Origin of the sequence: Vreelandella nanhaiensis, from assembly GCF_003990185.1 — a bacterium.
Taxonomy (GTDB): domain Bacteria; phylum Pseudomonadota; class Gammaproteobacteria; order Pseudomonadales; family Halomonadaceae; genus Vreelandella; species Vreelandella nanhaiensis.
Window position 1 is genome coordinate 124917 of sequence record NZ_RZHF01000008.1, and the last position, 16748, is coordinate 141664.

Consider the following 16748-nt stretch of genomic DNA (forward strand, 5'->3'; position numbering starts at 1 on the left):
AATCCGGGGCTCTACCACTGAGCTACATCCACCATTGATAGCACTACAAATCTTGGAGCACCTAACCGGCTTTGACCATTTAAACGCTTTATTAATGGCACGCCCAGCAGGACTTGAACCCGCAACCTACGGCTTAGAAGGCCGTTGCTCTATCCGGTTGAGCTATGGGCGCACGTAAAGCATTCTAAACAAGCTGAATACCGATGAGCACTTGACCACAACCACGCTCGGAAAAGCAATGTACCACCTTTCACGTTAAGTGTGGTCGGGATGGAGGGATTCGAACCCCCGACATCCTGCTCCCAAAGCAGGCGCGCTACCAGACTGCGCTACATCCCGATTTATCACTCTTGACGCTTACCGCGCTGCCCGTCTCAAGCGAGGCATATATTACTATTTTTAAATTTAAAGTCAACACTTAAAGTGATTGATCGTGTCGGCGCTTTGCCTGACCGCCCTAGCATGCGAAAATTGCCCGCCATAGAAAGCACTCAAGCCCGTAGGCTTTTGCGCCAGCGTTTCAACCTTCACAGGGATCTTTTAAATGACCGCCCAACTTATCGATGGAAAAGCCATCGCTGCTCATGTCCGTCAACGCGTTGCCGAGAAGATAGCGGCACGCCAGCACGCTGGCGCCCGCGCACCAGGACTAGCCGTTGTTGTGGTTGGAGAAGACCCGGCGTCTCATGTTTATGTTAGCAACAAGCACCGCGCCTGCGAGCAGGCAGGGATCCGCTCATTCAAGCACGAGCTTCCTGCCGATACCACGCAGCAGGCTCTTGAAGCATTGGTTGACCAGCTTAATGATGATGAAAACGTAGATGGCATTCTTGTTCAGCTCCCCCTGCCCGGCCACTTGGACGCCGGCCCTATTCTTGAGCGTATCCATCCCGGTAAGGATGTCGATGGTTTTCATCCCTATAACCTTGGGCGCCTTGCCCAGCGGCTTCCAGCACTACGCCCCTGCACACCCAAAGGCATCATGACCATGCTGGCGCAAAGCGGCCTAGCGGTGCGCGGGCTCAATGCCACTATTGTGGGAGCTTCCAACATTGTCGGTCGCCCCATGGCGCTGGAATTGATGCTTGCTGGCTGTACGATAACCGTTTGCCATCGCTTTACTCGCGACCTGGAGGCTCACGTTAACCGCGCGGATCTGGTGGTGGTTGCCGTTGGCAAGCCTGGCATCGTAAAAGGGGAATGGATCAAGGACGGCGCTATCGTGATCGACGTAGGTATCAATCGCCAGGACGATGGATCACTCATTGGTGATGTTGATTTTGACGCAGCCGCCAAACGCGCCAGCTTTATTACCCCCGTACCTGGTGGAGTCGGCCCCATGACAGTTGCCACCCTGCTTGAAAACACGCTTGAAGCAGCTGAACGTCACGACGCCGAAGCTTAGGCTCCATGGCGTTAATTTTTTTGGTTTGATGAAGGAGCCGACCCTATGAAACGTATTGGTATTATTGGCGCGATGGCCCAGGAAGTCAGCATTCTGGCTGGGCAACTCGACAACGCCGAGCGCTATGAACATGCAGGCTTTGTATTTTATACCGGCACGCGCCACGGGCTTGAAGTCGTTATCCTGCAATCCGGCATTGGCAAGGTTAATGCAGCGGTGGGTACCGCCATCTTGCTAGAGCGCCACCACCCAGATGCCGTCATCAATACAGGCTCGGCCGGCGGTTTTGCAAGCGACCTTAAGATCGGCGATGTGATCATATCTGACGAGGTTCGTCACCACGATGTGGATGCCGTTGTATTTGGCTATGAAATAGGCCAGGTACCCGGCATGCCAGCCGCTTATGTGGCCGACTCGCAGCTGCGTGATATTGCCCGAGAGGCAATTGATACTCTGGGCGAAGTTAGTGTTCGTGAAGGACTGATTGCCACGGGTGACTCCTTCATCTCCGACCCCGCTCGCGTAGCCGCTACCCGCGCCCAGTTTCCGACCATGCTCGCCGTAGAGATGGAAGCAGCCGCCGTTGCCCAGACTTGCCATCTTTATCAATGCCCCTTCGTAGTGATCCGTGCACTTTCTGACATTCCAGGCGCTGAAGACAATCATCTCTCCTTTGAGCAATTCCTGGACATGGCCGCCGCCCACTCATCACGAATGGTCGATGAGATGCTGCTAGCCCTTGGCCAGCGCTAGTCGAGTTTCCTATCGTTAGATACACAAACGGAGCCAGCTGGCTCCGTTTGTAGTGATAACATTCAATGGCGAAAAGAGCGTTATGCACTCAAGGTGCACATTTTAAACGCTCAGTCAGGACATCCAGAAACGCATCGGCTGTTTCGCGCTCATAGCTGTAGTAGGTCCACTGCCCTACGCGCTGAGAAGAGACCAAACCTGCGCGGGAAAGCGTGGAAAGGTACAGCGAGATAGTCGGCTGCGAGAGACCGGTCTTTTCACGAATATGGCTGACACAAATTCCGCCCGGCGGCGCCATGTCTTTCTGGAGCGGAAAATGCCGCTCCGGCTCTTTCAGCCAGGTCAGAATGTCGAGACGCACCGGGTTCGCCAATGCACTTAAAACAATATTAATATCCATGGTCACGGCCGGTGGTTGGAAGCCGCATCATTATACGCATTTACAGCCAGACTGCCGAGACAGTCTGGCAACAGCACTTAAATCACCAGTGTATCAAGCGCCTTGCTGTCAAAATCTGATAGCTCATCAAGGCGTCCCTCGTTCACCTTGTTGGCCCACTCAGGGTCTGAAAGCAGCGCACGTCCAATAGCAATCAGGTCAAAATCCTCTCTCGCCCGCCACATGGCCAACTCTTCCACGTTGACACGGCTTTTGGAGGTCGGATCCTCTGTGCGGGTGAAGTGGCCGGTACGGAAAGTGCGGTCAAGCCCCACACTACCCACTGCAATCACCGGCTTACCGGTCAGCTCACGAGTCCAGGTAGCAAGCGTTTTGGTGCTGCCTTCAAAGCCCGGCTCCCATACGCGACGAGTGCTAGCATGAAAAATATCTACACCGTCCTCGGCCAGTGGCTTGAGAATGCTACCTAGTGCCTCGGGCGTTTCCGCAATGATGGCGGTGTAGTCGGAAAGCTTCCACTGGGAGAAGCGGAAGATAATCGGAAAATCTGGACCAACCGCTTCACGCACCGCTCTCACAATCATACGTGGAAAGCGCAGCCGGTTTTCAAGGCTGCCGCCATAGGCATCGGTACGCTGATTGCTTTCTTCCCACAGGAACTGGTCGATCAAGTAACCATGAGCGCCATGCAACTCGATACCGTCAAAGCCGATACGCTGTGCATCAAGCGCCGCGCGGGCAAACGAGGCAGCAACCTCCTGGATATCCTCCTCAGTCATCGCCTCGACAACCTCAAGGTCTCCCTCAACGATCGACATCGGTCCGAAGCCCGGCACGCTTGCCTGCGGCTCGACACCTTGGCGGCGTTCACGTCCCACGTGCCATAGCTGAGGCACAATTTTGCCACCGGCATCGTGCACGCTTTCCACCACTCGTTGCCAACCCGCCAGCGCCTCTTCACCATAAAAAGCCGGCACATTCGGGTAACCGTTGGCACCAGGGTGATCAATATAGGTGCCTTCAGTAATAATTAGTCCAACCCCACCTGAGGCTCGGCTTTTATAGTAGGCAGCTACTTCTTCACTCGGTACGCCGCCGGGCGACCGATTACGTGTCATAGGCGCCATGACGATACGATTAGCTAGCGTTAGCGGCCCTACAGTAAAAGTTTCAAAAAGGGGCGCAGCCAACTCTTGAGTAGAAACAGTCATATAAATACCTATTTGGATATAGAGATATCTCAATATATAAACATAAATAGAACTCCAAGACAATCGTAGCGTTGAATGATAACTCTGCCGGGCTTTTTTATCGTATGCCAATAGCAAAACGGAGCCATCAGGCTCCGTTTCTTGGGTGCATCAATCAGGCTTTGATTGACCACTCAAGCGATTCACCCGCCAGCAGCGGAATGATCTTTTTATCGTTTGCATAGGGGTAGCTGTCAGGCATCTTCCAAGCCTGGCGCACAAGGGTGATGGTATCGGTGTTAGGTGCCAAACCGTAAAAACGCGGCCCATTCAAGCTTGCAAACGCCTCTAGCTTGTCTAACGCGCCCACTTCATCAAATGCACGGGCATAATGCTCAATCGCCGCAGGCGCGGTATACGCACCGGCACATCCACAGCTAGACTCTTTGTCACCTTGGGCGTGGGGGGCACTATCTGTGCCGAGAAAAAACTTGGCGCTACCGCTGGTGGCCGCTTTTAATAGCGCCTGACGATGCTGCTCGCGCTTGAGAATGGGCAGGCAGTAGTAGTGCGGGCGAATGCCACCGACCAGCATCTTGTTGCGATTAAACAGCAAATGATGGGCGGTGATCGTTGCGGCGATGTTCTCCGGCGCCTTTGCGACAAACTCCGCCGCCTGCTGGGTAGTAATATGCTCAAACACTATCTTAAGCGTCGGGTGGCGTGCCAGCAGCGGCTTCATTACTTTCTCGATAAATACGGCTTCACGATCAAAGATATCAATATCCGTCGTGGTCACTTCACCATGCACCAATAACGGCATCCCCACCTTGGCCAGCATGGCGATGGTGTCATCACAGTGGGCAAGATCCGTCACGCCGGAGGCCGAGTTGGTCGTGGCACCAGCAGGATACAGCTTGACCGCCTTGATATAACCGCTTTGCGCCGCCCGTTCGATCTCTTCGGGTGGTGTGGTATCGGTCAGATATAGCGTCATCAACGGCTCAAATGTACTGCCCTCAGGCAGAGCAGCCAGAATACGCTCGCGATACTCAAGCGCTTGAGCCGTGGTCGTTACCGGGGGCGTTAGATTAGGCATGATGATCGCACGCCCCATCTGGGCGGCGGTATGGCCTACCACGGCTTTCAAAGCCTCGCCATCGCGTAAATGAAGGTGCCAATCATCGGGGCGGGTCAGGGTAATAACGTCCACGGCAAATCCTAAGCTGGTTGGAAAGAAAAACACCGGCACAGTATACGCGATACAGCTAGCGGAGAAATCCACGCATCGGTGTCGCTCCATAAGCCAAGTATCGTATTATGGCGGCACTTTAAAGGTTCAAGGTCCAATTGTTTATGCAAAACGTGCGACGCTATGCGGATATTATTGCCAGCATAGAAGGCTTGGTATGGCTAGGGCTGGCGTGGTCGATCTCAATTTCGGTGCACACCGGAAGCACCGAACCCACCTTGGCAATGCTGTTTATTGTGGGCGCCCTGGTGCTATTCAGCTGGGCGCACAGACCCATGCGCTACCTGCTGCGCCGCTACCATATTCGCAAGCGGCGAACCGACATGTGGATTCATATCCTGGCGCTGCCCCTGCTCTTGGCCATGTTCTTTCATATCATGGTGGAAGCCACGTTTGGCAGTGCTTGGCTGCCACCCAAGATGCTGCTGTTCAATCTCATGGCCTCCGCAGGATGGATGACCTACGTCATGACCCTGTTTATCAAATCTATCATTCATAGCATCAAAACATCCCACAAATAGGTAGACCATGCAGCCTGCCCTGCCGCTTCCACTTTCAACCCCTAATCGCAACCTTGTTCGCCTTACCATTGTGCGCGGCATTACCTGGACCGGGTTTCTGATCGCTATTGTCGTAGGCGTTGAGCTACTGGCCTTTGACTTGCCTGTTACAGCAGTCGTCAGTGTCGTTATCGCAATGGGCTTATTGAATATTGCCACGTGGTGGCGTTTAGGCCGCCCGCGTGCGGTGGAGCATATTGAGTACCTACTGCACTTATTAGCTGATATTGCGGGTCTGACCCTTGTGTTTTATTTCTCTGGCGGTTCAACCAATCCGTTTATTACCTACTATTTAGTGCCGGTGACGATTGCAGCGGCGACGTTGCCGTGGCGCCACGCCTGGGCATGTGCCGTCTGCGCCATGGCGGGCTACAGCTTTCTCATGTTCTATTACCATCCTGTCCCCCAGCTGGCACACATCAATAGCGATGAAATGCTCAATCTACACGTCATGGGCATGTGGCTTAACTTCGGGCTCTCTGCGGGTTTGGTCACGTTCTTTATCTACAAGATGGCCTATGCACTGCGCAGCCGCGATAAAGCACTCTCACGCACCCGAGAAGCCGCGCTACGTAATGAACAGGTGCTTGCCGTTGCCACCCAGGCAGCTGGCACCGCTCATGAATTGGGTACTCCGCTTTCTACCATGGCGGTGCTTTTGAAGGAAATGCAGGCAGAAGTCTCTGACGAAAGTCCGCTACAGCAGGATATTCGCCTGCTACGCCAGCAGGTGGATATCTGCAAGTCACGCCTTCAACATCTGGTGACCAGCTCAGACCGGCGACGCATGGCCGAGCCGGAAATACTGGATGCCCAGGAGTGGCTAACCGGCGTTGTCCAGCGCTGGCTGGTATTGCGTCCGGATGTCAGCCATCAATTGGATATCGCCGAAAAACGCGGCAAGCCCTGGCTGGCGGTGGATACCACGCTTGATCAGGCGTTGATGAATCTGCTGAACAATGCTGCCGATGCCAACCCTGAGCGTATTTCTATTCGCCTTGACTGGCAGGAAGAGAGCGTGGTCATTGATATTCGTGATCACGGCCCTGGCATTGCCATGTCCATAGCGGATCAGCTGGGTGATACGTTTATTTCAACCAAGAGCAAAGGAATGGGAATCGGGTTATTTTTAACTCATGCCACAATCAACCGCTTTGGTGGTGGCGTCAGCCTGTATAATCATCCAGAAGGCGGCACCCTGACAGAAGTGACGCTTCCCCGTAGCTCGGCTCCCAACTAAAACGCGCGTTACAGCGTTTTATGCAATCACATTGAGGACATCATGCAAACGACCGATCAGCGCCTGCTAATAATTGATGATGATGAGATGTTCTGCCATGTGCTGAGCCGTGCCTTTACCCGCCGCGGTTTTGAGGTCATGACGGCTCATGATGCAGACCAGGCGCTGGCTGTCGCGGCACAGTTTCAGCCCACCATGGCAACCCTTGACCTTAAGCTTGAGCACAGCTCAGGATTAAAACTGCTGCCCGAAATGCTGGCCATCGTGCCTACCTGCCGTATCGTGGTTCTGACAGGTTACTCAAGCATTGCCACTGCCGTTGAAGCCATGAAGCTTGGAGCGGCCAACTACCTGTGCAAACCAGCCGATGCCGACGATATCATTGCTTCGTTTGAACAGCAGGAAGGCGACCCCAATGTTGAGCTTGCCGACAACCCGCCGTCGATCAATCGCATTACCTGGGAGCATATACAGAAGGTGCTTCAAGAGCATGATGGCAATATTTCTGCAACGGCCCGTGCACTCGGCATGCATCGCCGTACGCTACAGCGCAAACTGCAAAAACGTCCCGTACGGCGTTAACCTCAGTGCCATCCATGCATGGCAGTTCACCGGAGTAATTTAGTGAGCGGTCCAGCCTAAATCGATATTCCAGCTTGACCCCGTCACGGCGCCCGCCGCATCTGAGGCTAGGTAAGCTACCATCTGGGCGACTTCAGAGGGGTCGATCAAGCGCTTGATGGCTGCGTTCTTGAGCATGATTTTTTCAATCACTTCCTGCTCATCCATACCGTTAAGCTTTGCCTGGTCAGCAATCTGATTATCGACCAACGGCGTTTTTACATAGGCTGGGCAGATGGTGTTCGCGGTAATGCCCTGCTCGCCCCCTTCAAGTGCTGCCGTTTTGGTAAGACCAATCAAGCCATGCTTGGCACTCACATAGGCCGCTTTACCCGGCGAGGCGACCTGGGCATGAATGGAGGCAATGTTGATAATGCGCCCCCACCCAGCCTTACGCATATAGGGCCAAGCAGCCTGACTCAGCAGGAAAGGCGCTGTCAGCATCAAATCAATAATATTGCGCCACTTCTCCTCGGGAAAAGCTTCAATAGTCTCGACATGCTGGATACCGGCATTGTTAACTAGAATATCCACGCTTCCAAAGCGTCTCACGGCATCATTCACAGCATCTCGACACGCTTGCGGGTCGGTCAAGTCGGCTTGAAAAAATGCAGCACCTGCCGCATCGGCGGCCACTTTTCCCGCTGCGTTAAAGTCAACGGCCAGCACCTGATATCCCTGCTCGCAAAAATACTCGACCACAGCGGCACCAATACCACTGCTGGTACCTGTTACCAGAGCAACACGGGGGGTTGAACCTGCTTGAGACGTCATTCAGCTCTCCTTTTAAGTTAGTAAAAACCGCTCGGCAAGAATCCCCCCCTAGTATAGGGGCACGGAGAACATGCTGCGTACTTCTGGCAATAAGGCTCAATGGGTGCAATTACCTACTCCTATTGGCGAAAGCGGTTTAGCTACGCCACAATAATGCCAACGTACTCATTTTTGTTGTTAGAGAATGGTAATTGTTTTTATTTTCTAAATCGGGAGCTTTCATATGTTTGTGGTTATTTTTGGAAGGATGACGTGTCCCTTTTGTGTACGCGCAAAGCACCTTGCTGAGCATCTGGAGGCAGCAGGAAAAATTGAAGGCTACCGCTATGTAGATATGCCCTCTGAGGGAGTAACCAAAGAAGATATTGCTAAAACGGCCGGCAAACCCATACATACCGTTCCTCAAGTGTTTGTTGATCAGGTTCACGTCGGCGGGTTTACCGAGTTTGATCAATTTGTGCGTGACAAGAAGTTACTCACCCGTTAAGTCATCGTGAGCGTTAAATCTGCCGTTTATAGCCGTTGAGCCGGGCCACTCTCTCCTGCCTATACTAAGCAATAAATGATCATTTACCTTTGACATGCTTGTATAGGCGGCGAGGTTCCCATCATGCAACGTGATGAATTCGTACAACAGCTGTGGCTGGATTACGTTCATGCCCATCCCGATATAGGTGCCTTACGGCTTTGGCCTTTATCCTCAAACGCCGAATATTTAACGCTAGTGACGCTTAATTACGGCGCGTTTTCTGCACTAAACCTGAATAGCCGGCTAGCGCATATGGGGTATCGCCATATCGCGCACTACGCCATGGCGGATAAAGGGTTGCTCATTTATCTTCTCGCGCCTAGCGATGGCGGCAGCTGGCTAATACTGGCCGAACTGCAGCTTGGCACGCTCTCAAAACTGCTTCGAGAAGCGCTTACTCAGCTGGTGATGCAGTCTCACCCGCAGGACTGTAAAGGGCATAACCTGCTGTGCAGAGGCCGTCCTTGGCCAATGCCATCGTGGATGCTGTATCAGCAGCTCCAGCAGGCACATCCGCTTGCCGCCTGGATAGCGGTTATGGGGCCCCGCCTGCATCATGCTGGTTACGACTGTGCAGCGCTGGGCAACTGTTTGGCGACACTTGATAGTCAGTTGCACAAGACGGGTATGCCTGGATTAAAAGAGGCCCAAAACGGTGTTTTTTCACTGTCACCGCTTATTGAGCACTGTTTTTACCCTGCCACGCCGCAAAGGGTAGTTTTCAGTGAAGGTGATGAACATCGCCTGTGCCTTGGAGGGCTGGCGCTTACTCAAAAGCAGGTGGAAGCAGGCAAAGAGCGAATCGCAGAGATACTGCTGCCCGCGCATACACGCTGCGAGATTGTGTAGGCGGCCCACCAGCGCCGCCTACAACTAAACAGGCTTATTCTTCGACAAATGTCATTTCAGGTACGTGGTCTGGCACCACAAGTTTACCTGCCGTTTTCTCGATAATTTCTTCCACGCTGACTCCAGGTGCGCGCTCTTTGAGAACAAAGGCACCGTCTTTGATCTCAAGGTAGGCAAGATCGGTCAGCACACGATTGATGCACCCAGCACCTGTCAGCGGCAGCGTACATTTTTCAAGCAGCTTGGACTCGCCGTGTTTGGAAGCATGTGTCATGGTGCAAATAATATTTTCTGCGCCTGCCACCAGATCCATGGCCCCCCCCATTCCCTTGATCAGCTTACCGGGCACCATCCATGAGGCAATATTCCCCTCCTGGTCAACCTCAAAGGCCCCCAGCACGGTCAAATCAACATGCCCACCACGAATCATGGCAAAAGATTCAGCGGACGAAAATATGGCGGCTCCCGGACGGGCCGTTACCGTCTGCTTGCCAGCGTTGATCATATCAGCATCCAACTCTTCTTCTGTCGGGAAGCGTCCCATGCCCAGCAGCCCGTTCTCGGATTGGAGCATCACATCAATACCTTCGGGAACGTAGTTGGCCACTAATGTAGGAATCCCGATCCCCAGGTTTACATAAAAGCCGTCTTCAAGTTCACGCGCCACGCGCCGTGCCATCTGTTCACGTGTTAAAGCCATGGTGACAACCTCGTTGTTGAACATTAAAAGTGAGCGTTAATAGTTGAGCTTAAAACTGAGCAAATCATTGATCGACAGAAGGGTTAACCATGCACCGTGCGTTTTTCGATGCGCTTCTCAAACGTGCCCTGAATGATGCGATCAACATAAATACCCGGCGTATGGATCTGGCTGGGCTCAAGCTCGCCTGGCTCAACGATTTCCTCAACTTCAACAACGGTAATTTTTCCGGCCGTGGCGGCTAGCGGGTTGAAGTTCTGTGCCGTATGGCGATACACCACGTTACCATAACGGTCCGCTTTCCAACCTTTCACAATGGCAAAATCGCCCACCAGCGCTTCTTCCAGAATGTAGTGTCGGCCATTGAACTCGCGTACCTCCTTGCCTTCGCCAATCGGGGTGCCGTAACCCGTTGCCGTATAGAAGGCCGGAATACCGGCACCGCCAGCACGCATTTTTTCGGCAAGCGTGCCCTGGGGGGTAAGAATGACCTCTATTTCGTCATTGAGCATCTGTTGTTCAAAAAGCGCATTTTCACCAACATAAGAGGCAAAAATTCTGCTGATCTGCCGGTCTTCAAGCAGCACGCCAAGACCAAATCCATCGACACCACAGTTATTGGAAGCGACCGTCAGGTTTTTAACCCCCCGACGCTTTATTTCCGCTATCAGGTTCTCAGGAATCCCACACAGCCCGAAACCACCCGCAAGTACGGTCATTCCGTCTTCAATGCCTTCCATCGCTTCTGCATAGGAAGCAACACGCTTATCAAATCCTGCCATTGTTATGCCTCATCTAGTTGTCGGTAGTACATGAAAGGTGCTTATTACGCGTCCCAAGGATCTTGTTAACGATTTATTTGCTACGTTGGTTTTTCATTTTAGTAGCTTATAGAAGACTCTTTATGGCCATAAAGCAATTACACATATTCCTGAGGGTAACGGTCTGCCTGCTGCGTATTGCCAATAGCTGTGGGCATGGCGTCTAGCCTAACCCTCTCGCTACCAGAGTCGTCAAGTAGAGCTTTTTTCAGCACAGCTGCTGGGCAGAATGGGGCCGATCCTTTAGCATTCATTATTATTGATTTTGTAAGGAAGAGGCATGGCTATTTTTAAGGGTATGGTCAGCATCTTGCTGCTTACACTTAATACGCTTTTTTGGGGTGTTCCGCTCATTGCGCTGACCCTATTGAAGGTCATAACTCCCGTTCAGCGTTACAGGTTTTGGATTCTGAACGCTCTATGTGCCGTGGCGCTAAATTGGATAGGCGTCAATCTATGGTGGATGAAGCGTTGGTTAAAACCGCAGGTACAGTATTCGGTGCCGGAATCCCTAAATCCTGATCAATGGTGGCTAGTGATTTCCAACCATCGTAGCTGGACCGATATATTCATTCTGTTGATGGCTGTACATCGCCGGGTTCCCATGCCGCGCTTTTTTCTCAAACGGCAACTGATCTGGATTCCGATTGTTGGGCTGGCCTTTTGGGCGCTTGAATTTCCTTTTATGCGGCGTTTTAGCCGCGAACAAATTGCCACTAATCCCAAGCTTGCAACGATTGATCGCCACTCCACCGAATTAATGTGTCGTCAGGCACGCCATGCACCCATTGCTATTTTCAACTTTGTTGAAGGTACCCGATTTACGCTTGCCAAACGCGACGCGCAGCAAAGTCCTTACCAGCATCTGCTACGGCCCAAGGCAGGAGGCATTGCGCAAGTTCTTAGCCTGCTAGGCGATCAATTGAATGGTATTCTAGACGTAACAATCAGCTACGCTAATCCGTCGCCGACCTTTTGGGGATTTTTATGTGGACAGGAAGCGCCCATTACGCTTCATGCCAGGAAGCTGGCCATTCCCCAGTGGATGCACGAATCCAACTACCACGAAGAAAAGCAGCATAAGGAACGCTTCCACGCATGGATCAATTCACTCTGGCAGGAAAAAGATGCCCTGTTGGACAACCAAACCGATCACGATTAGCCGGTTGGCTTGGTACCTGTTTATTAATCAGTCTGTTAGCAGGATGTGCGGGGCCTTCACCTTCATCAAGCCAGCGCGCCAATGCGATTCCTACCCATAGCGCCAGCCAGCTTAATGGTAACTGGGTAGAGGTGCGCCGTGGCGATACGCTAAACAAATTAGCTAACCGTGCAAATGTTCCTCTTGAGCGCTTGGAGCGTTTCAATCCTGGCGTAAATGCCAGACGCTTAGCCGTTGGCCAGCGCCTATTGATCCCCACCCAGCAGGAGCGTGCGCCTTCGGGCGGGCCATATCGGTACCAGATACGTGCAGGCGATACCTACTCAAGCGTGGCACGCCATTTCGGCACTACCAGTGGGCGTATTCAAAGTGCTAACCCCGGCACATCGCCAACAGCATTAAGGATTGGCCAGATAGTTAGTGTTCCGCTTTCGGGAAGCGCGCCGCGTAGCGCCTCTTCGGGAGGCAGCTCGTCACCTTCAAGCAGCACGGCCAGCAACAATCGTCCGGCGCCGCCAGCGCCTGCCCCGACCTCTTTGCCAGCGTCAGCACGCCGCTGGCCTTGGCCGCTAGAAGACTACCGTATTGTGCGGCGTTTTGGGGCTGATAGCCGAGGCACCTTACAACCCATGCTGCTTGCTACTCAAGCGGGGGCTCGCGCCCAGGCAGTAGCTCCTGGTGAAGTGCGCTTTGCAAACGGAATGCGTCAGCTAGGGGAAGTCGTGATCGTACATCACGCCGATAACCTGCAGACGGTATACGCCTTGTGTGAGCGCACGCTTGTTTCGGTTGGCCAACAGGTAAAAACCGGCGATGAATTGTGTGAAGTAGGCCAAAGCAACGCCAGCCAGCGTTACGACCTTTTGTTTGATCTACGCCAAGGTGGCAAACCCATTGACCCACGGCAGGCGCTTCGCTAGTTCCTTTCGGGCTCTCACTATAAAAAAGCCCCTTTACGGGGGCTTTTTTTATTTAAAATAGTCAATACGCCGCTTTAACCACGGTAGTAGCCCGGCTGGATAAAAGGCATTGCCGTTACGGTCATGGGTAGGTGCTTACCCCGCACCTCGGCAAAAACGGTAGTTCCTGGGGTTTCCCAGTCGCGGCTTACATAGCCCATGGCAACCGGTTTGCCCACGCTAGGCCCAAAGGTGCCGGATGTCACTTCACCTATTTGATTACCGACTTCATCCAGCAAAATAGCCCCCTCACGAATGGGTGCCCGGCCTTCTGCTTGCAATCCAACGCGTTTGCGCGAATGGTCCTTGGCATCAACCTGGTGAAGGATCAGGTCTGCGCCTGGAAAGCCCGCCGGCCTCTCACCGCCATGGCGGCGAGGTTTGCCAATTGCCCAAATCAATCCGGCCTCAACCGGTGTTGTGGCAGTATCCATATCGTGGCCGTACAGACATAGCCCAGCTTCCAGGCGCAGCGAGTCGCGGGCGCCTAACCCAATAGCCTCTACTTCAGGTTCAGCAAGCAGCCGCTGCGCAAACGCTTCACAGTCCTCTGCCGTCACGGATATCTCAAACCCGTCCTCTCCGCTATAGCCGCTACGGCTAACCCATACGTCAAAACCGGCAACGCTAAAGCGCTTATGCTGCATGAATACAAGCGTGCACGCTTCAGGGCAAAGGCGCTGCATGACGACATGCGCCTGAGGACCCTGCAATGCCAGCAGGCCTCGCTCTACTGGCTCAATCTTATGGGTCGAGCCCAGGTTGGCACGCAAGTGAGCTAAATCTTGATCCTTGCAGGCGGCGTTTACGACCAGATAAAAGTGATCGCCAGCATTGACGACCATCAAATCATCAATGATACCGCCTTCCCTACTGGTAAACAGCCCGTAGCGCTGCTCACCCTCTTGCAAACCCACTAAATCAGCGGGTATCAGGGTTTCCAGCGCGCTGGCTGTATCCGGGCCTGATACCAGGATCTGGCCCATGTGCGATACGTCAAATAGCCCACACTGCTGGCGCGTATGCTCATGCTCCTTTTTTACCCCTAGAGGGTACTGCACGGGCATGTCGTACCCGGCAAACGGCACCATTTTAGCGCCCAGTTTAAGGTGCAATGCATGCAGCGGTGTATGCTTTAAATCATTCATGATAATTCCTTGATTGAAACGCGAATCGGGAAGCCAGGCTTCCCGATTCAGTTAGTGCGTAAACGTCAGTCTGCCAAGCACCAGGCGCAGCTTACTTGTCATGATTCAACTCTTCTCCCGGTAAAACTTCCTTACCGGCAAAATAGTCCTTGGTCAGTTTGAACACCACAGGTGAGAGCAGTGCCAGCGCAATCAGGTTGGGTATGGCCATCATGGCATTAAAGGTATCCGCCATTAGCCAGATAAAGCCGAGCTGGGCAATAGCTCCCAGCGGGATGGCCAATACGAACAGCACGCGATACAGCATGATGGAGCGCGTTCCAAACAGGAACTGAAAGCACTTCTCGCCGTAAAATGACCAGCCAAGGATAGTGGTGAACGCAAAGACCGCCAGAGCAATGGCCACGATCGGGTTGCCAAAGCCGGGTAACGCCTGATCAAAAGAGAGCGCAGTCAACGAGGCGCCCTCTTCGCCCGTTTGCCATACCGTTGAGGTCAAAATAACCAACGCAGTAATGGTACAAACAATGATGGTATCAATGAAGGTACCCAACATGGCAATCAGCCCTTGGCGCACAGGGTTCTTGGTTCGAGCTGCCGCATGAGCAATCGGCGCGCTGCCCAGCCCCGCTTCATTTGAGAAAATACCTCGCGCCACACCAAAGCGAATAGCGGCCATGACAGCTGCGCCTGCAAAGCCACCGGCGGCGGCCATCGGGTTGAAGGCGTAGTAGAAAATCAGCCCAAAAGCCTCGCCTATCTGGCCTGCGTTAACAATCAGTACCAAAAGGCCTGCAACGACGTAGGCTATCCCCATGATGGGCACCAGTTTGCCAGCTACTTTGGCTATACGTTTGATGCCGCCAAGAATGACCGCACCCGCCAGCACCATGATAACTACGCCGGTTAACCAGTGAGGTACACCAAAGGTGGCATCCATCGCATCGGCAACCGAGTTGGATTGCACGGTATTACCTATCCCAAACGCGGCCACAGCACCAAAAAACGAGAACAGCCCGGCAAGCCAGAGCCATTTTCTGCCCAGCCCGTTCTTGATGTAGAACATGGGGCCGCCCACGTGATAGCCCGTATTGTCGGTTTCCCGGTAACGTACGGCGAGCACGGCTTCTGAAAACTTGGTCGCCATACCCACCAGCGCAGTAATCCACATCCAGAACACTGCACCCGGGCCACCTAAAGCAATCGCGGTCGCCACACCAGCAATATTGCCGGTCCCAATGGTAGCGGAGAGCGCTGTCATCAGCGCGTTGAAAGGAGATATTTCACCCTCTTCTGCCGCCTTGTCAGCGACAGGCTTCTGGCTCGGTTTGGCATCACGCCCTTGCCACATTAGCTTGAAACCCATGCCGAGCTTTCTGATCGGCATCAGTTTCAGGCCAATTTGCAGATAGACCCCCACGCCTAGCAGCAGTATAAGCATCAACGGGCCCCATACTATCCCGTTGATTGCCCCAAAGAGGCTATTTAACGTTTCCACACTTTTCTCCTTAACCCTGTTAGTTCACTTTTTTGTAGGTGTTTGACACTCAACGTGCCGATATTCATCATTTTCCTGTCTATCAAGTGCACACAGTAACGGGTATATCCCGCTCTCTGCGTCGCCTTCAAGGGCAACTTTTAAATGCCAAGGCGAAACACTTTATGTTTTACACCATTTGGTTGGTGCTCTTCTATGCTAATAGTATTTCTAAATGGTAAATACCTAGCCGGTATAGCAGTCAGGCAGCACAGCTTTCGGCAAAATTCCTCAACAGTGCCATGATTTCGCCATAGAGAAATTTGTTTCCAATGTGAAACACGTTAACATGCACCCAAACATGCCTGTTAACTGGCACGCTAGTGGTCGCCAAGGCGAGCGACACGCGCTAGTATCCACATGTCCAGACACTTGTTTCATATAGGGAATCACCATGAGCAACCTTCCTGCTAATCTTCGCTACGCTAAAAGCCACGAATGGGTACTTGATCATCAAGATGGTACGGTGAGTGTGGGTATTACCGACCACGCGCAAGAAGCCCTTGGCGACGTTGTTTTCGTTGAGCTGCCTGAGGTGGGCCAAACCCTTACCCAGGGTAAGGAATTCGGGGTAATTGAGTCGGTTAAAGCGGCCTCGGATCTATACTCGCCGGTTAACGGTGAAGTCATTGAAGTCAACGAAGCGCTGGAAGACTCGCCCGAAACAGTTAACGATGCGCCTTATGAAGGCGGTTGGATCATGAAAGTGCGTCTTACCGACAATAACCTGGACGGCTTACTTGATGCCAATGCCTATCAGGCCACGATAAACGCTGACGACTAAGAATTTCGACACAGCCTGCCTTCATTGGCAGGCTGTGTATTTTACGCTCCTGCCAAGTTTCTTT

General features: G+C 52.9%; 18 protein-coding genes and 2 tRNA genes. 10 read left to right on the forward strand and 10 right to left on the reverse strand.

The features are described from left to right. Positions 1–95: 95 nt before the first annotated feature. A tRNA-Arg gene (locus ELY38_RS07340) sits at positions 96–172 on the reverse strand. Positions 173–262: 90 nt separating this feature from the next. Next, positions 263–339 (reverse strand) — tRNA-Pro (locus ELY38_RS07345). A 205-nt stretch (positions 340–544) separates the two neighbouring features. Here ELY38_RS07345 and folD point away from each other — a divergent pair. Both folD and mtnN read left to right on the forward strand, forming a co-directional pair. Next, positions 545–1405 carry a bifunctional methylenetetrahydrofolate dehydrogenase/methenyltetrahydrofolate cyclohydrolase FolD gene (gene folD, locus ELY38_RS07350; protein WP_127060962.1) on the forward strand — a complete coding sequence of 287 codons (861 nt, stop codon included), beginning with the start codon at positions 545–547 and terminating at the stop codon, positions 1403–1405. A 45-nt stretch (positions 1406–1450) separates the two neighbouring features. Then, complete coding sequence (mtnN, locus tag ELY38_RS07355) at positions 1451–2158, forward strand: 5'-methylthioadenosine/S-adenosylhomocysteine nucleosidase (RefSeq protein ID WP_127060964.1); 708 nt, start codon at positions 1451–1453, stop codon at positions 2156–2158. An 88-nt stretch (positions 2159–2246) separates the two neighbouring features. Here mtnN and ELY38_RS07360 read toward each other — a convergent pair whose 3' ends face one another. The 3 genes from ELY38_RS07360 to pyrC form a co-directional block, all read right to left on the reverse strand. After that, on the reverse strand, positions 2247–2558 hold the full coding sequence (locus ELY38_RS07360; RefSeq protein ID WP_246009086.1) for an ArsR/SmtB family transcription factor: 312 nt from the start codon (positions 2556–2558) through the stop codon (positions 2247–2249). A 77-nt stretch (positions 2559–2635) separates the two neighbouring features. Then, positions 2636–3769, reverse strand: coding sequence for an NADH:flavin oxidoreductase (locus ELY38_RS07365; RefSeq protein WP_127060968.1), 1134 nt, complete (start codon positions 3767–3769; stop codon positions 2636–2638). A gap of 154 nt (positions 3770–3923) precedes the next feature. Beyond that, complete coding sequence (gene pyrC / locus ELY38_RS07370; RefSeq protein WP_127060970.1) at positions 3924–4961, reverse strand: dihydroorotase; 1038 nt, start codon at positions 4959–4961, stop codon at positions 3924–3926. A gap of 143 nt (positions 4962–5104) precedes the next feature. Here pyrC and ELY38_RS07375 point away from each other — a divergent pair, with 143 nt between their 5' ends. Genes ELY38_RS07375 through ELY38_RS07385 form a run of 3 tightly spaced genes read left to right on the forward strand, consistent with a single transcriptional unit; the run spans position 5105 to position 7382 of the window. After that, positions 5105–5521: a hypothetical protein gene (locus tag ELY38_RS07375; protein WP_127060972.1), complete on the forward strand. Its 417-nt coding sequence runs from the start codon at positions 5105–5107 to the stop codon at positions 5519–5521. A 7-nt stretch (positions 5522–5528) separates the two neighbouring features. Then, positions 5529–6800, forward strand: a complete 1272-nt coding sequence (locus ELY38_RS07380; RefSeq protein ID WP_127060974.1) for an ATP-binding protein — start codon at positions 5529–5531, stop codon at positions 6798–6800. 42 nt (positions 6801–6842) lie between these two features. Beyond that, positions 6843–7382 carry a response regulator transcription factor gene (locus ELY38_RS07385; protein WP_127060976.1) on the forward strand — a complete coding sequence of 180 codons (540 nt, stop codon included), beginning with the start codon at positions 6843–6845 and terminating at the stop codon, positions 7380–7382. Between the two features lie 39 nt (positions 7383–7421). Here the strand turns inward: ELY38_RS07385 and ELY38_RS07390 are convergent, their stop codons facing one another. Beyond that, on the reverse strand, positions 7422–8195 hold the full coding sequence (locus ELY38_RS07390) for a 3-hydroxybutyrate dehydrogenase (RefSeq protein ID WP_127060978.1): 774 nt from the start codon (positions 8193–8195) through the stop codon (positions 7422–7424). A 223-nt stretch (positions 8196–8418) separates the two neighbouring features. On the opposite strand from ELY38_RS07390, the gene ELY38_RS07395 reads away from it, so the two are divergent. Then, positions 8419–8682 carry a GrxA family glutaredoxin gene (locus tag ELY38_RS07395; RefSeq protein ID WP_127060980.1) on the forward strand — a complete coding sequence of 88 codons (264 nt, stop codon included), beginning with the start codon at positions 8419–8421 and terminating at the stop codon, positions 8680–8682. Between the two features lie 123 nt (positions 8683–8805). Next, positions 8806–9573 carry a VOC family protein gene (locus tag ELY38_RS07400; protein ID WP_127060982.1) on the forward strand — a complete coding sequence of 256 codons (768 nt, stop codon included), beginning with the start codon at positions 8806–8808 and terminating at the stop codon, positions 9571–9573. A 34-nt stretch (positions 9574–9607) separates the two neighbouring features. On the opposite strand, the gene ELY38_RS07405 is transcribed toward ELY38_RS07400, so the two are convergent. Continuing rightward, positions 9608–10273, reverse strand: a complete 666-nt coding sequence (locus ELY38_RS07405) for a CoA transferase subunit B (RefSeq protein WP_127060984.1) — start codon at positions 10271–10273, stop codon at positions 9608–9610. A gap of 83 nt (positions 10274–10356) precedes the next feature. Continuing rightward, entirely contained in the window at positions 10357–11055 is a 699-nt protein-coding gene (locus ELY38_RS07410; protein WP_126950860.1) for a CoA transferase subunit A, read from the reverse strand. Between the two features lie 319 nt (positions 11056–11374). Between ELY38_RS07410 and ELY38_RS07415 the strand changes: the two genes are divergently transcribed. Together ELY38_RS07415 and ELY38_RS07420 are read left to right on the forward strand one after the other, a co-directional pair. Beyond that, positions 11375–12256: an acyltransferase gene (locus tag ELY38_RS07415; protein ID WP_127060986.1), complete on the forward strand. Its 882-nt coding sequence runs from the start codon at positions 11375–11377 to the stop codon at positions 12254–12256. Further along, on the forward strand, positions 12193–13176 hold the full coding sequence (locus ELY38_RS07420) for a LysM peptidoglycan-binding domain-containing protein (protein ID WP_422822316.1): 984 nt from the start codon (positions 12193–12195) through the stop codon (positions 13174–13176). The genes ELY38_RS07415 and ELY38_RS07420 overlap by 64 nt, the downstream gene beginning before the upstream one ends. A 74-nt stretch (positions 13177–13250) precedes the next feature. On the opposite strand, the gene gcvT is transcribed toward ELY38_RS07420, so the two are convergent. Then, on the reverse strand, positions 13251–14363 hold the full coding sequence (gcvT, locus tag ELY38_RS07425) for a glycine cleavage system aminomethyltransferase GcvT (protein ID WP_127060988.1): 1113 nt from the start codon (positions 14361–14363) through the stop codon (positions 13251–13253). 91 nt (positions 14364–14454) lie between these two features. After that, positions 14455–15861 (reverse strand): alanine/glycine:cation symporter family protein, encoded by a 1407-nt coding sequence (locus ELY38_RS07430; protein WP_127060990.1) that lies wholly within the window; start codon positions 15859–15861, stop codon positions 14455–14457. A 433-nt stretch (positions 15862–16294) separates the two neighbouring features. Between ELY38_RS07430 and gcvH the strand changes: the two genes are divergently transcribed. Beyond that, the gene (gene gcvH / locus ELY38_RS07435; protein WP_127060992.1) at positions 16295–16684 is read left to right on the forward strand and encodes a glycine cleavage system protein GcvH; all 390 of its coding nucleotides are present in this window, start codon (positions 16295–16297) and stop codon (positions 16682–16684) included. Positions 16685–16748 lie beyond the last annotated feature (64 nt).